Origin of the sequence: Actinobaculum suis (assembly GCF_900618115.1) — a bacterium.
Classification (GTDB): domain Bacteria; phylum Actinomycetota; class Actinomycetes; order Actinomycetales; family Actinomycetaceae; genus Actinobaculum; species Actinobaculum suis.
The window spans coordinates 118,448-133,309 of sequence record NZ_UYIO01000001.1 but is presented as its reverse complement, the minus strand read 5'-3'; the positions used below and the strand labels follow the sequence as shown (position 1 = coordinate 133,309).

Here is a 14,862-nt window from a genome sequence, read left to right as displayed (position 1 = left end):
GTCCTCGACCTCACGTTCAAGAGCAACTTTCACAATCGGCCAATTCACATGATGCACACCGAATGGGGTCGGTATGCGATGATATACGCCATGAACGCAGTTTTTCATACGAGTGCCGGCGATATTGCCGTTGAACTATTCCCGGAAGATGCTCCGGAAACCGTCGCGAACTTTACGGAACTCGCGCAAGGAACCCGGACGTGGACGAACCCGCGTACCGGAGAAGAATCTACCGATCCGCTCTATAACGGTACGATTTTCCATCGCGTGATCTCCGGTTTCATGATTCAAGGTGGGGATCCCCTCGGTAACGGTACCGGTGGGCCCGGTTATACGTTCGACGACGAAATCTCTCCGAACCGTACCTTCGAACAGCCGTATGTTTTGGCCATGGCAAATGCGGGCACGCGGATGGGCCGGGGCACCAATGGCTCCCAGTTCTTCATTACCGTGGCTCCGACCCCGTGGTTGCAGGGCAAGCACACTATTTTCGGCCAGGTAACCGACGCAGCTTCGCAGGCGGTAGTAGACCAGATTGCTGAAGTGGCAACCGGTAACAATGATCGCCCGCTCCAAGACGTAGTTATCGAATCCGTCGAAATCGTAAACGGGTAACGCGCGTAGGATCCGCCTCGGAAAAGGCGCGGCCCACTATTCCACCTGCCTACCGGTCTACCGGCTTACCATTTTGGGAGCCGGCCGGTAAGCCAACCTACCGGTCCGCCGGGTGAATAATCCGAGACCACAAAATCTGAGGGCAACTACAGAAGACAGATGAGAGGAAATCTCGGCATGCAAGAAACCGTGCGCCGGAAAACGTGGCGGCCTTGGCTGACCATTACGTTAATAGCCGCGAATGTGCTCGTATACGTGATGGAAATGGTGTGGTCCAATGCGAGCCAGGCCTTGCTTTTTGCGCCGGGTATTGCGCAAATTGAGCCTTACCGGTTCCTCTCATCGGCCTTCACCCATTCGGGGTTCTGGCACCTCGTGCTCAATATGTATGCCCTATGGCTAGTGGGCATGTGGCTAGAACGCATGATCGGCCGCTGGCGGTTCGCCTGCATATATTTGCTCTCGGCAATTGCTGGCAATATCTTCGTGTTGCTCGTAGCTACCCCGGGAGAGATGAGTTGGTGGACGGGCGTGGTAGGTGCTTCCGGGGCCGTCTTCGGGCTTTTCGGGGCGCTCTTTGTAGCGCAGCGTAGTTTCGGCCGGCGGGACACCCAGCTGGTTGTGGTGATCGCAATCAATTTGATCGTTGGGTTCATTCCCGGCATGAATATCTCGTGGCAGTCCCACGTGGGTGGGCTAATTGCGGGAGCGGTGCTTATGGCCGCCACTTTGCGGCCGCTCAAGCGCGGCCGGAGGGCTAGCGCCATCCGCGATATTGCCGTATATCTGCTCGTGTTGGGAATCTACGCAGCTCTAATTTGGTATGGCTACCGGTAGTTACTATCGGTATAGCTTTGCTGCCGGTGTTTTTACTGCGGTGCAGTGTTTTTACTGCCGGTGGTTTTACTGCCGACGGTTTCACCGATCTGTAACCGCTAGGAAAACAAGAATATGAAGCGTGCGCCGCGCAGGGATCTTCCTTGCGCGGCGTTTCCACACGCGGCGTTTCCACCGAATAGCTGGTTCATTTCCACCGAATAGCAGGTTCTCGCAGAAAGCTGATTCCCGCAGGTGGCGGATTCTCGCAGATGGCGGCTTTATAGGCAAATTCCTTCCACAGTTATCGAACTCGAGTTCGAGTTACATCCATGTAATTATCCACAGCCTTATTCACACCTGGGGATAACTACATCGCTGTAATTCGCACACAGGTTCGAATTCGGTGGATAGTTGCAGCTACCTCGGCCGTGCTTCCGAAGCCGTTTTTTGGCGTGTTTACGCACAAAAAGCCGCCCGGGCGTTCAAGATCTGCCCGGACGGCTTGGTAGCGCACTAGCAGTGCACCAAATATGTAGTTGTGGATAAATAATGCCCGGGCGAGATTATCGCCGCTGCCGGGCCTACGCCCTAATCGCCGAGGCTGGTGCCAACATTGCGGGCAGCTTCGACCCAGGGATGATCCACGGGGACGAGCTTATCTTTCCCGGCCACTTCAGCCAGAGGTACCGGCACGGCCTCTCCATTGCGGGAAGCAATCATTACTCCGAAATTACCTTCCGCCACTGCATTGGCTCCAGCTCCGCCCAGGAGGGTACCCAAAAGCCGGTCTTGCTGATCGGGTATACCGCCGCGCTGCACGTAGCCGAGCACCGTCACGCGGGCTTCCAAACCGGTAGCGGCTTCCAACTGTTCGGCTACCCGGAAGCTCGAATCGCGTTCATTGGCCTCGATCGTGCGCCGATGTTCCTTCGCCGCTTGCTTTGCTTCCGCATTCTTCGCGTGGGTAACCAGTTCGTTTGCGGCGGCAAGCCGGCGGGCCACTTCCACATTGTGGGCGCCTTCCGCCACGGCAACAACGGAGAAAGGCCGGCCGTGATCGGCCCGGCGTTGGATATACTCCGCGCACTTTTCGATCGTGTACGGGATTTCCGGGATGAGAATAATATCTGCACCCCCGGCAATGCCGGCCCCCAGAGTTAGCCAGCCGGCGCGGTGGCCCATTATTTCCACCACGATAATGCGGTGGTGGGAGTGGGCGGTGGAATGCAGGCGATCAATCGCTTCCGTAGCAATACCTAGGGCTGTGGAAAACCCGAAGCTGGTATCGGTATGCATGATGTCGTTATCGATCGTCTTGGGGAGGTGAATTACCGGTAGCCCGGCATCAACTAAACGCTTCGCGTTTTTGGCGGTGCCACCCCCACCAATCATGACGAGCGCATCGAGCTCATCTTTTTCAAAGTTCTCTTTGATTTGCGGGATTGCGTTGAAGGTACCACCTTCGCCGTCGGGAAACTTGTGCACTTTATCCCGCGAAGTGCCAAGCATGGTGCCACCCATGGTCAAAATTCCGGCGAGGTCTTCGCTACCTAGGCCTTGGAAATTATTGCGTACCAGGCCCGTGATGCCGTTACGGAACCCGATTAGTTCCATACCGTAACGGCCAATTGCCGTTTTCCCGAAGCCGCGGATAGCTGCATTCAGCCCGGGAGAATCACCACCGGCAGTGAGAATACCGACGCGCTTCTTCTTCGACATATCACTTCTCCTCATGGTGGGGATTGCGGATATGACCAGCCTACTCCACGCGGTCTACTCACGAGGCCCGTGCCGGGCCGATGAAAAACTGTTCTCCCCGCAAGCCGCACGTCTTCCGCCATATACCTCACTCACTTCCCTGTATAGGCTTTCTTTTGGCAGATTCAAAAACATCAATGCACGCGGTTTTGGCGTTATCTCAGTTTGACACCTCTGTGGTCTGTTTAATTGATAGCGCTCACTGCGCCAGTAGTTCCATATATTTACTGAATATTCACTGGCGTATAAGACGAAGGGCCCGACCCCCGGAAAGTGGACATGGGGGTGGTGTTTATGCTGCAAGGTCAAGTGTAGCTGACGCGTGTTTTTCGAAGGTGTCTGGGGCCTGGTAATTGCACCAGGTGTGCAATCGTTTCGTGTTATACCGAGTACACCACGCAAAGACCTGCCGGCGGCAGGAGAGCATGTTGGGGAAAACCTTCGCATTTTTGAGAACTTCTCGTTTGAGCGTTGCATTAAATGACTCTGCCAGCGCGTTATCGGCACTACTGCCTACAGCTCCCATGGATTGTTGTACTCCCAACTGGCGGCATGTTTCTTGAAATACAGAGGAGGTGTATACACTGCCGTGATCAGAATGGAAAATCGTTCCACGCAAGGATCCTCGCTGGTCTGCGGCCATCAGTAATGCCTCTCGGGCGAGTTCAACACGCATGTGATCTGCAATCGCAAAACCGACCAGTTTCCGGGAGAAACAGTCAATCACAGTAGCCAGATACATATTCTTTTGCCCGGCAAGGGGAAGATATGTAATGTCCCCGACAAGCTTGTCGTTAGGCCTGGCCGCGGTGAAATCACGCTCGAGAAGATCATCAAAGACCCGCTTATGTGGATCACTGACAGTAGTGCGAACACGACGTTTTTTCGTAAAACCTGCCAACCCGAGAGCTTTCATCACCCGTGCTACGCGTTTGTGATTTACCGGCTGGTCCGGGGTCTGCGCAGTAAGCAACGCGGCTATACGTTTAGCACCATACAAGCCACCTTCCGCCTCGAAAGCGATCCGAATTCGCTCCCCTAGCAGCCCGTCAGCGTATACCTGTTGCTCGCGCCGGGCCGCATTTGCGGCCCACTTGTAATAGGAAGAACGCCTTACTTTCAGTACGGTACACATCCGCTTGACTGAGAACTCAGTACGGTGGTCCTCGATGAACTTGAAGCGGATCACAAGCCCATCTCCTTCGCGAAATACTGCGCCGCCTTGCGCAAAATATCGCGTTCTTCTTTCAAAAGCGCGTTTTCCTTTTCGAGTTGTCGGATTCTCTCTGCTTCAGATAAGACCCGCGCCGCCTCTGCTTCTTTGCGCCGCCTGGCCCGCACCCCGGTGCCAAACTGGTTTACCCAGTTTTGCAGCGAATTACGATTAATTCCCAGATCAGAAGCAACCTGCGCCATTGAAGCCTCGCTGGACTCGTACGCGGCTACCGCGTCTTTCTTGAACTGCGCGGAATATGTTTTACGGGACATGGTAGAAGACTACCTTTCTCCGGCTGAACGCCGGGGCTAGCCTATGTCCACCAACAGGGGGTCAGGTCCGAATTTCCGTGACGCCAAGCATCGTCATCTGAATAATATACAAGAGGTAACCGATCTCGAGGTAGTTCCACGAATTCATATACCCGCTGAGTTGCCACCAGTTTCCCGTTGGTTCATTGGACGTAGTGGCTGAGCATTGTAGGGGCGATACAGACTCGATCCTAAATGCTGGAAACGGCATTTTTGAGATTCGTTCGATACGCTCACTGAGCAATTGAGCGTCATACACTGTTGGTAGATTGACTTCAAGGGTAAACGGAGACTGCCTAGAAGCAGGAGGAGATGGTAAATGCCGAAAGACTTGCCTCGGTTGTACCTTCCCCTGCCCCTCCGGAAAACGTAGAGATACGGTATGGAGATCAAACTCCCCAAGAAAAACCAGTGACTGACATGCCCAGTAAACAAGCGGGACAAGGGCCCGAGGATGCTTATGTGCGATAGTTGCCGACAGTGTGACAGTAGTTTCTAGGGAATCTCCGTGTACGTGATCGAAAGTAGCATCATGAAAAGCCCACGAAAACTCGTTACTTGGATCTAACTGTGGATCATATCCAAGGTCGGCAGAAAGCGATCGAAAAAATTCCCGAATATCAGGCATGTCTAACCGTTCTGCTGTCACAAACATGCCACACCGTTGCGGTCGCTGTTGCGCGTTTGACCCAACTTCCGTTGCTATGGCTCCACAGTTCTGATGTTGTTCTCAGCTTTGGAGCCGAACCCCATTTCAACTCCCATGTCGCATGCCCCGAAGCCTGGCTACCAGATTTATGTGGCCAGTGAGCCGTAACTTTTCCAACAAATGTGTTTGCCCGCAGTGCAAAAGCGCTTTTTCTATCAGCACCAAGAAGGCTACTGCCAGCTAGGGCATGAGACCGTACCGGACTATCATCTAAATTCCCAACATACGAGTCCTGCCCTGTTTCGATGCTCGGATCTATAGGATTCCCGTTAGTTGCCGCGTAGGCAGGTACTCCCGTTGAAAACAGAAAGAAAAGAATGACAGCTACCACGCCGGAGCATGTCTTCTTCGACAACAACGTGACTGTCTCCTAAATCACACTAAAGCGATGGTGCATGCCTAGTCCTTCCTGATTCCTAGCGTCAATGGATAACGTGCATGTTAAATTCCTCGTTTGATTCAAGCTTTTTACAGGAGGCAGACCGAGCCCTCTGTCCAGTCGACACGCCGCTAGAAATTCAATCACCCTACCCGAGCGAATCATGCTTAGCCGACCTGCCATTCCGCCGGCGATTTACGTCCAACGCGGAGATGCGATGAGCGGGCAGGGTTTATACAGCGCCATCAGGTTATTGAAGTCGTGGGTAGGGAAATCGTAGTGGTGGTTACGCTGGTTAAGTGTTGATGATTTCAAATATTTTTCTGACGATTTCCCAGTTTCGTGTTTTGCGTGGCCGGTCGTTGAGTTCTTCGACTACGGCGTCGAGGTAGTACTCGGAGTAGAAGGATCGTGAATCTGGTGTCGCGCTCTATGAGAGTACCGATCGTGCTTTGGTTACCTGCTTATTATCCGAGAAAGTACGCGTGAGCCACGCAGATATTTGTTCCGGGCCCTGGGTGTTTAGCGAGTTTGTATGCGCTCAGCTCCGCTTAGATAGCAGGCGTGCAGTGGTACAGGTTATGGCATGTGCCACGGCACCGATCAATACTTGACGCTTCAGAACCTGGCCGGTACAGAAAACCGCTACCGCAAGGCAGGTGGCGAAAATCTACTACCGCCACCCCATGGTCATGAGGAAGCCAACGATGAGCACACCGAAACCAATGAAGAGATTTCCTTGCCCGATCCCGGGAATGGGGAATGCCAGGCCGGAAACGTAGGCCACCACAATAAAGATCAGGCCTACGATCATTAGTGTGCACATTACCGGCGCCCACCAGCTGGGCGAACGGCGCTTTCCGCGCGGTACCTTTGGCTCGCTCGCAGCTTCTTTTTCAGCTTGCGCCCGCTTTTCTTGATCCGCTTTGGTACCCGGGCGGCGCTTTTCGGAAGCACGCACAGTACGACGATGGCGAGTCTTCGAACGACGGCGAGTTTCCGTCACCTCACCTTGCTCATCAACAGCCTCTGTAGCAGGTGTGGAGAGCTCGCTATCGAGATCGTCAGTTCTTGCCATCGTATCCCTTTCCCATCCTGGCCTTAGAGCTACTCGGACTAGCTTAGCTAAAGTGGCGGTTTTCCACACTTTCTATGCAGACTTCCACCTTCGTGGCTTTGCGCACAGCCGCGAGATACTCTGGTGCAAGCTATGGTGCCAACTATCCGGCTGCCTCGCCATCACCCCGCCTCGCCGGCGCAGAACCACGCCGCCGCCTCACCATAACGCCATGTCACCACACCGCCATGTCACCACACCGCTATGCCGCGAGCTCACCGCCCCGCCACCGCGGAAGCGCACCCCGCTTCCTCGCTATCGCACGTCACCACCGCACCCCGCCACCGTGTTAAGCCGGAAAACGCCGCTTTGGCGTTATCTGCCGCAAAGTCCCGTTTTGCCGTTATTTTGCGTTACATGGGCTGCTTTAGGCGAAATGCGCGCGTCATTACTGCACCCGCTAATTTACAAGGTCTATCCTGAGCAAAGTTATCTCAGATTGGAGTCTCATGTCGGGAAGAAATAACGCTTCCGGGGATCCCCTGGGCGGCCGACACGCGTGGCAAGCCAACGCTAGCTCCCCGCAAGGCGCCGGTGGCCCCTACGGTGCCGGTAGTCCCTACGACGCCGGTAATCCGTACGGCACGGGTTCGCAATCAGGTTCCGCTAATCCTTACGACGCCGGTGACCCTTACGGTACCGGTAATTCTTACGGAACCGGCAACCCGTATGAGGGCACAGCCGGCAGTCCCTACCAAAACGGTGCTGGTAGCCCGTACCAAAGTGGCACCAACAACCCGTACCAAAACGATCCGTACCAAAATTACCCGTACCAAAACGATCCGTACGCTGGTGGTTACGGCACCGGATACGCCGGCCAACCGGATCCGTATGCCACGCAATATGCTCCCGCATACACCTCACAAAGCGGAAGCGAATATCGTGGGGCTCCAGCTCCGCAAACACAACCGGCGTCGGTAGCTTTTGCAGATTGGGAGCAAGACACGAGTTTCGATTATGGTGCCCCCGCTCACTCGGCAGCAGTAGCTGGCCCGGCTCCCACCACACCGCGCCGGCGGGGAAGTTTCTTCAGTAGGCTTCTGGGCGTTATCGGGGAGATTCTTATTACCCTGGGCGTGCTAGTGGGACTCTTTATTTTTTGGCAGCTCTACTACACCGATTTGGGGGCTAATAAAGACCAAGCGAAACAGGTCGAGCAAGCCCAGCACGCGTGGGGAGATCCGAATGCCCAAGAGCGAATCGGTACCCCGCGCTACGACGATCCACCGCCCGCCCGGCACTACACCACCGAAGGCGATATTGAAGGCATCATCTACATCCCAGAATTTGGGAAAGATTGGGCCTACACGATCAAATATGGCGTGGATCTGGAAAACATTATTGATACCGGGAGTTTTGGCCATTACCCGGAAACCCAGTATGTGGGCGAAGTAGGCAATTACGCGATCACCGCGCACCGGCAAACCTACGGGGCGGCAATGCGTGATGTAGACAAGATGCGCGAAGGTGATTCCATCATCGTGCAAACTGAAGACGCCTACTACGTGTACAAGATGGTGGGCTCGGATATCGTCCAACCCACGGCTACGGAAGTTCTATCCCCGAATCCGGGGCATCCGGAACTGCCGGCCGAGAAACGGATGATGACTATCACCACTTGCCACCCGCCCTATGTTTCTAATGAGCGCTGGATTGTGTACGCGCAGTTTGATCACTGGGTAGATCCGCATGACGGCAAACCGGAAGAACTCGTGAAGGGAAAGTAAGAACGTGTACGGATGGATTTGGCGGCACCTACCTGGCCCAACTTGGTTCAAGGTCATCGAGGTCATCATTATTTTGGCGGCTATCATCTACGGCCTGTTTGAGCACCTTTTCCCGTATCTCAACGAACTCATCCGGCCGATCGACACCACGATCAGCCCGGATATGCAATAAATAGCAACGGGCCCGACCCCCGGAAAGTGGACATGGGGGTGGTGTTTATGCTGCAAGGTCAAGTGTAGCTGACGCGTGTTTTTCGAAGGTGTCTGGGGCCTGGTAATTGCACCAGGTGTGCAATCGTTTCGTGTTATACCGAGTACACCACGCAAAGACCTGCCGGCGGCAGGAGAGCATGTTGGGGAAAACCTTCGCATTTTTGAGAACTTCTCGTTTGAGCGTTGCATTAAATGACTCTGCCAGCGCGTTATCGGCACTACTGCCTACAGCTCCCATGGATTGTTGTACTCCCAACTGGCGGCATGTTTCTTGAAATACAGAGGAGGTGTATACACTGCCGTGATCAGAATGGAAAATCGTTCCACGCAAGGATCCTCGCTGGTCTGCGGCCATCAGTAATGCCTCTCGGGCGAGTTCAACACGCATGTGATCTGCAATCGCAAAACCGACCAGTTTCCGGGAGAAACAGTCAATCACAGTAGCCAGATACATATTCTTTTGCCCGGCAAGGGGAAGATATGTAATGTCCCCGACAAGCTTGTCGTTAGGCCTGGCCGCGGTGAAATCACGCTCGAGAAGATCATCAAAGACCCGCTTATGTGGATCACTGACAGTAGTGCGAACACGACGTTTTTTCGTAAAACCTGCCAACCCGAGAGCTTTCATCACCCGTGCTACGCGTTTGTGATTTACCGGCTGGTCCGGGGTCTGCGCAGTAAGCAACGCGGCTATACGTTTAGCACCATACAAGCCACCTTCCGCCTCGAAAGCGATCCGAATTCGCTCCCCTAGCAGCCCGTCAGCGTATACCTGTTGCTCGCGCCGAGTCGCATTTGCGGCCCACTTGTAATAGGAAGAACGCCTTACTTTCAGTACGGTACACATCCGCTTGACTGAGAACTCAGTACGGTGGTCCTCGATGAACTTGAAGCGGATCACAAGCCCATCTCCTTCGCGAAATACTGCGCCGCCTTGCGCAAAATATCGCGTTCTTCTTTCAAAAGCGCGTTTTCCTTTTCGAGTTGTCGGATTCTCTCTGCTTCAGATAAGACCCTGTGTTTCGTCAAGTTTAAGTGAGCCGTTTGTGCACTTGTTTTTGAGCCATTTCGGCATGTGTTTTGTGCTGTTTGTGCACTGGCTGGTTTGTGTGGTTTTGGGTTATTTCATGGTTGAGTGGGTTAGTCGCCAGGAGGTTCCGGCGAAGTTGAGGATGTGTCCGTGGTGGACGGTGCGGTCGATGATAGCGGCGGCCATGTTTGTGTCCCCGAGTATTGCTCCCCAGCGGGAAAACTCAAGGTTCGAGGTGTAGATGATGGACTGGGTTTCGTAGGCGTTAGCGATGATCTGGTATAGGAGGCGGGCTCCGGTGATGTCGATGGGGAGGTAGCCGAACTCGTCGATGATGATTAGTTTGGCTTTCCCGATCGTGGTGATGGCTGCATCGAGTGTTCCTTTGTCCTGGGCTTGGCGGAGGAAAGCGATGAGTGAGGCTGCGGTGAAGAACCGGGTGGTGTACCCGGCCTGGCAGGCAGCGTGTCCGAGCCCGATTGCAAGGTGTGTTTTCCCGGTTCCCACATCGCCGTAGAAGACGAGGTCGTGGTGATTGGTGATGAAGTCCAGGCTTAGTAGATCGCTTTGTTGCCAGCCGGTTGGCCAAGTGATCATGGAGTAGTCGTAGTTGTTGAGGGTTTTACGGACGGGGAACTTGGCTTGGCGTAAGAGCCGGTCTTGTTTAGCCCGTTTTCTGGACTCGTGTTCAGCGGTGAGTAGATCAGCGATAAACGCGCGCTGTTCGGGGCTAGCGGTTGCAAGCGCGGTTTTCAGGACGTTGCGGGTGAGGGGAATGCCCCGTGTGAGGTCCATAATCTGGTCAAGAGTTAGTTCGTTTGTCATGAGGCAGTCCTTGGGAGTAAAGCATCATAGGCGGTCAGATCGACCGTGTTTGTTGACGTGGTTGGTGGTTGGAGTGTGGCACGGACAGCGAGGAAGAGATTATCGGGGTTTAGCTCTATCTCGTGGGTAAGTAGATCGGCCGCGCTTGAGGCAATGGAAGCGAAGTCCGCCATCTGGCATGCTCGGTACATCATCCGTAAAACAGCCGCACGCCGAGGATTATCGGCATGGTCGAGATAGCGGGCTAAGGCTTGCGGGAGTAAAGGGCGTAGTAATGATTGCGGGTAACTTCCCGGCCGGCGGATCAAGTTCGGTAGCACGCTGACCGGGTCAAAGACTGTGCCATGATCAGTGCTATAAGAGCGCGAGTGTTCGATAATACGTTGTCCGCTTTGGTTGAGGATCTCGATGCTTTGAGCACGTATTCCGACATGAACCTGAGTTAATGCGTGTTGTGATCCTACCAAATACATGTGGTTATCAACCTGAATATTACCGACTTTATCAACCGTGCGGCGTTGCCAGCTACAAGCATCAAACCCGATCCGGGGAAGGTGACTACAAGCAGCTTTATCATCTTCAAACAGTTCCCCAATAGGAATGTTTTTACGGTAATGATTGCGTTCTAAGAGCTTATCGCACCGGCTGAGGAGCAGTGCAGAAAGCTGTCCAAGGCTTTGAGCGCGTGGCAAGGGAACCATCAGGTTACGCCGCAGGAAACCAACCGCGTTTTCCACGTGTCCTTTCTCGTGTCCCGAATACGGGTTAGTGAACGCGACCTTGATACCGTAATGAGTGGCGAAGGCTTCGAATAAACGTGTCATCGTCACTGTTCCATCACGGTGTTTGGCACCAATCCCACTCGCGTTATCAAACACGCACCGGGTTGGGACCTGGCCGATATGCTCGAAAATCATGCGTAGCCCCGCACAGACACATTCAGCGTTCTGGGCCGGGCTGGCAACAGCGAATCTGGCATTGGAATAGGGAAGGGTTGCCACTAACACGTGAACAAGTTGCTCCGTGCCGTCAATAAGGGCGCGGGCTTGCCCGTAATCAACCTGCATCTGCCCGGCTTGCCATACCAACTCGCTAAAACCTTGCCCTAAATGGCGACGCTCTACCCGATAGCGGTGTATCCAACGCATCACGCTGTGATACGAGCCAGTAAATCCTTCTTCTTCCACCAAACGTTCCCACACACGCTGGATTGTGTGGCGCTGTTTGGGTGGCATCTTCTCATCCTGAACCAACCAGCTAGTCACGAGCTGGGCATAGGGCTCCATCTTCGAGCGTGGCTTTGTAATCTTCGGCCTGGGCGAGAAATCTTCCTTTGCCGCATACTTAGCAACCGTGTTACGCGACAGATTCAACTCACGAGCCACCCGGCGTTGGCTCTGCCCCTGCGCAAGACGAGTTTTGATATCTTTTTGAACAGACACTGGTACGGTCAAATTCCTTTCCTTCCTGAACATCGCAACAAACAACATTCAGGAATCTAGAACACGAACCTGCCAGTGTCCTTTTCATACCCACGAAAAGTGAGCCACCCACTGGCTCAAAAACAACTGCACAATCGGCTCAAAAACATTTGACCATACACAAAGACCCGCGCCGCCTCTGCTTCTTTGCGCCGCCTGGCCCGCACCCCGGTGCCAAACTGGTTTACCCAGTTTTGCAGCGAATTACGATTAATTCCCAGATCAGAAGCAACCTGCGCCATTGAAGCCTCGCTGGACTCGTACGCGGCTACCGCGTCTTTCTTGAACTGCGCGGAATATGTTTTACGGGACATGGTAGAAGACTACCTTTCTCCGGCTGAACGCCGGGGCTAGCCTATGTCCACCAACAGGGGGTCAGGTCCAACCCAGACCAGCTACTCAAAATAGCGACCAATAACAACGGGTCCCCCGCGTGCTTTTTCGCCGCGGGGGACCCGTTTCTTTTCGCTGTGCCAGCTAGTTTCGCGCCAGCTAGTTCGGTACCTACTAGTACTCAGTTCGGTGCTAGCTAGTTCCGTACCAGCTGGTCCTATACCAGCTAGTTCAGTGCTAACCCGTTCCGTACCAGCTAGTACCGTGCTAGCTCCGCACTAGCTCTGCGCTAGTTTTGCCCCTGGGTGGGGGTGGGGCTGGGCTCCGGTTGCTCGGTGGGCCGGCCGTTTTCACCCGGCTGTTGCGGCACGCCGGGCTCGCGGGTGGGCTCTGGCGCGGGTTGCCGGTAGTTACCCACGTAGATCGTCACCTGCGTGCCCTGGGATACCGCGCGGCCTGCTTCAATCGAAGTATCGACCACCACGTTATGCAAAGACTCGTCTTGCACCGGCTGTTCGATCTGGTTGATAACCGTCAATCCGGCCGCAGAAAGCTCTTGCTGCGCCGAAGCGGGGCTCATTCCCGTCACATCCGGCACGGTGGTCAGGCCCGTGGAAATATGTACGGTGACCTGCGTATTGGGCGAAACGCGTTCTCCGGATGCCGGCACGGTAGCTACAATCCGATCCTTCGCGGTACTCGGATCATTCACCTGCTGCTGGTCGCCAATAGAAAGATTCGCGTTCTCCAAGGCCGAACGTGCCTGTTCGAAAGTCATGCCCGTTACGTCCGGGACGGTCACTGCCGAAGGCCCGGAGGAGAAACGCACCGTCACCGTAGAACCGGCCTCCACGCGGGCACCCACTGCCGGATCGGCGGAAACAAATTCACCCTTGGCTATCGAATCGGAAGCCTGATCGGTGCCGCGCTTGAACACTAGACCAGCGTTTTCCACTTCTCGCTTGGCTTGAGATTCCGTCATGCCTGCCAGATCCGGTACGGATACCAACTGGGCTTGGGTGGCAGTTGGGGTCGGCTCGGGTTCGGGGCTCTTATTACCCCAAATCAACCAGGCACCCACCGCGGCAGCAACCACGAGAAGTACCACAGCCAACCAGATGGCCCAACGGCTCTTCTTGGCCGGCGATTCTTCTTCCTCTTTACCTCCCACCGCGGCCTGGGTGGCCGTGTTTTGCGTAAGCTGCTGGTTGGTGGGGTATCCGGCGGCCCCGTAGGGGCCGGCGCCCGCGTACTGTTGGGCGGTTTGTGCCCCGTACGCCTGGGTGGGTGCGCCATAAGCCTGGGTAGGAGCCCCGGCCTGGGCACCATAAGCTTGCGTGGCCGCACCGGCGGCGAGCCCGGCGGCAGCACCCGCGGCCCCGGCCGCCCACGAACCGACGGCGGGGGCGGAAACGCCCTCGCCGCGTGCCGCCGCGAGCAGATCGTTGCGGAATTCGGCGGCCGTTTGGTAACGCTCTTCGCGGTTCTTGGCCAAAGCCTTCATGATTACGCGGTCAATCGCATCCGGAATATCGGGAGCGATTTGCGAGGCCGGTTGCGGGGTTTCCGAAACGTGCTGGTAGGCCACGGCCACTGCGGAATCACCCACGAAAGGCGGCCGGCCCGTCAAGAGTTCATAAAGCACGCAGCCGGTGGAGTACAGGTCAGATCGCGCATCCACCACTTCGCCGCGGGCTTGCTCTGGGGAAAGATATTGGGCGGTACCTACCACCGAGTTAGTTTGCGTCATGGTGGCGGCAGAATCGGCAATAGCCCGGGCGATCCCGAAGTCCATCACCTTTACCTTGCCGTCCGTGGTGAGCATGATATTGCCCGGTTTAATATCGCGGTGGATGATCCCTTCCCGGTGCGAATATTCGAGGGCGGCAAGCACGCCTACCACAATCTGCACGGCTTCCCCGATCGGTACCGGATCCCCGCCCTCCAGCAGGGAGGCAACCGTGCGTCCCTTCACCAGTTCCATAACGATATATGGCAGAGGAACGCGCTGGCCGGTAGCGGAAACTACGGATTCTTCACCGGTGTCATACACGGACACAATCGAGGGATGGTTGAGCGCCGCCGCCGATTGCGCTTCGCGCCGGAACCGCGCCAAGAATGTGGCATCTTGTGCCAAATCCGCGCGCAAGATTTTAATCGCGACGGTGCGAGAGAGCCGGGTGTCATAACCGCGGTGTACTTCGGCCATGCCACCGCGCCCGATAAGGTCGCCGACTTCGTATCGGCTTCCGAGTACGCGGGGGATTTCAGTCACGTCGCGTCACCTTCCTTGTTGCCGTTGTTCCTTGCCTGTGCATCGTTTTCCTTG

11 protein-coding genes and 1 pseudogene are annotated in these 14,862 nt (G+C 55.2%); 4 read left to right on the top strand and 8 right to left on the bottom strand.

All coding sequences use genetic code 11. From position 1 onward, the window contains the following. Positions 1–90: 90 nt before the first annotated feature. Together H8274_RS00565 and H8274_RS00560 are read left to right on the top strand one after the other, a co-directional pair. Positions 91–615, top strand: coding sequence for a peptidylprolyl isomerase (locus H8274_RS00565; protein ID WP_185933550.1), 525 nt, complete (start codon positions 91–93; stop codon positions 613–615). 159 nt (positions 616–774) lie between these two features. Then, entirely contained in the window at positions 775–1,452 is a 678-nt protein-coding gene (locus H8274_RS00560) for a rhomboid family intramembrane serine protease (protein ID WP_049619704.1), read from the top strand. Positions 1,453–2,022: 570 nt separating this feature from the next. Here H8274_RS00560 and H8274_RS00555 read toward each other — a convergent pair. From H8274_RS00555 to H8274_RS00545, 3 genes are all read right to left on the bottom strand, one after another. Further along, a complete protein-coding gene (locus H8274_RS00555) occupies positions 2,023–3,153 on the bottom strand; it encodes a 6-phosphofructokinase (protein ID WP_049619702.1) in 1,131 nt (376 codons plus the stop codon). Positions 3,154–3,484: 331 nt separating this feature from the next. Continuing rightward, positions 3,485–4,680, bottom strand: a protein-coding gene (locus H8274_RS00550) for an IS3 family transposase (RefSeq protein WP_185933549.1) whose coding sequence is annotated in 2 segments (ribosomal slippage) — positions 3,485–4,398 and positions 4,398–4,680 — 1,197 coding nt in all. Because the reading frame shifts where the segments join, the coding sequence is not laid out codon by codon here. Between the two features lie 1,800 nt (positions 4,681–6,480). Further along, positions 6,481–6,885, bottom strand: coding sequence for a cell division protein CrgA (locus tag H8274_RS00545; protein ID WP_185933548.1), 405 nt, complete (start codon positions 6,883–6,885; stop codon positions 6,481–6,483). A gap of 488 nt (positions 6,886–7,373) precedes the next feature. Here H8274_RS00545 and H8274_RS09835 point away from each other — a divergent pair, with 488 nt between their 5' ends. Continuing rightward, positions 7,374–8,651, top strand: coding sequence for a class E sortase (locus H8274_RS09835; protein WP_276330067.1), 1,278 nt, complete (start codon positions 7,374–7,376; stop codon positions 8,649–8,651). A 4-nt stretch (positions 8,652–8,655) separates the two neighbouring features. Further along, positions 8,656–8,823, top strand: coding sequence for a hypothetical protein (locus H8274_RS00535; protein ID WP_176700763.1), 168 nt, complete (start codon positions 8,656–8,658; stop codon positions 8,821–8,823). A 45-nt stretch (positions 8,824–8,868) separates the two neighbouring features. Here H8274_RS00535 and H8274_RS00530 read toward each other — a convergent pair. From H8274_RS00530 to pknB, 5 genes and pseudogenes are all read right to left on the bottom strand, one after another. Then, positions 8,869–9,875 (bottom strand): annotated as a pseudogene (locus H8274_RS00530) (IS3 family transposase); the annotation flags it as partial. A 109-nt stretch (positions 9,876–9,984) separates the two neighbouring features. Next, positions 9,985–10,719 carry an IS21-like element helper ATPase IstB gene (gene istB, locus H8274_RS00525; protein ID WP_049619701.1) on the bottom strand — a complete coding sequence of 245 codons (735 nt, stop codon included), beginning with the start codon at positions 10,717–10,719 and terminating at the stop codon, positions 9,985–9,987. Continuing rightward, positions 10,716–12,194, bottom strand: a complete 1,479-nt coding sequence (gene istA / locus H8274_RS00520; protein WP_244924596.1) for an IS21 family transposase — start codon at positions 12,192–12,194, stop codon at positions 10,716–10,718. The genes istB and istA overlap by 4 nt, the downstream gene beginning before the upstream one ends. A gap of 83 nt (positions 12,195–12,277) precedes the next feature. After that, complete coding sequence (locus tag H8274_RS09830) at positions 12,278–12,514, bottom strand: transposase (protein ID WP_185933545.1); 237 nt, start codon at positions 12,512–12,514, stop codon at positions 12,278–12,280. 308 nt (positions 12,515–12,822) lie between these two features. Continuing rightward, on the bottom strand, positions 12,823–14,808 hold the full coding sequence (pknB, locus tag H8274_RS00510; RefSeq protein WP_049619699.1) for a Stk1 family PASTA domain-containing Ser/Thr kinase: 1,986 nt from the start codon (positions 14,806–14,808) through the stop codon (positions 12,823–12,825). Between the last annotated feature and the right edge of the window lie 54 nt (positions 14,809–14,862).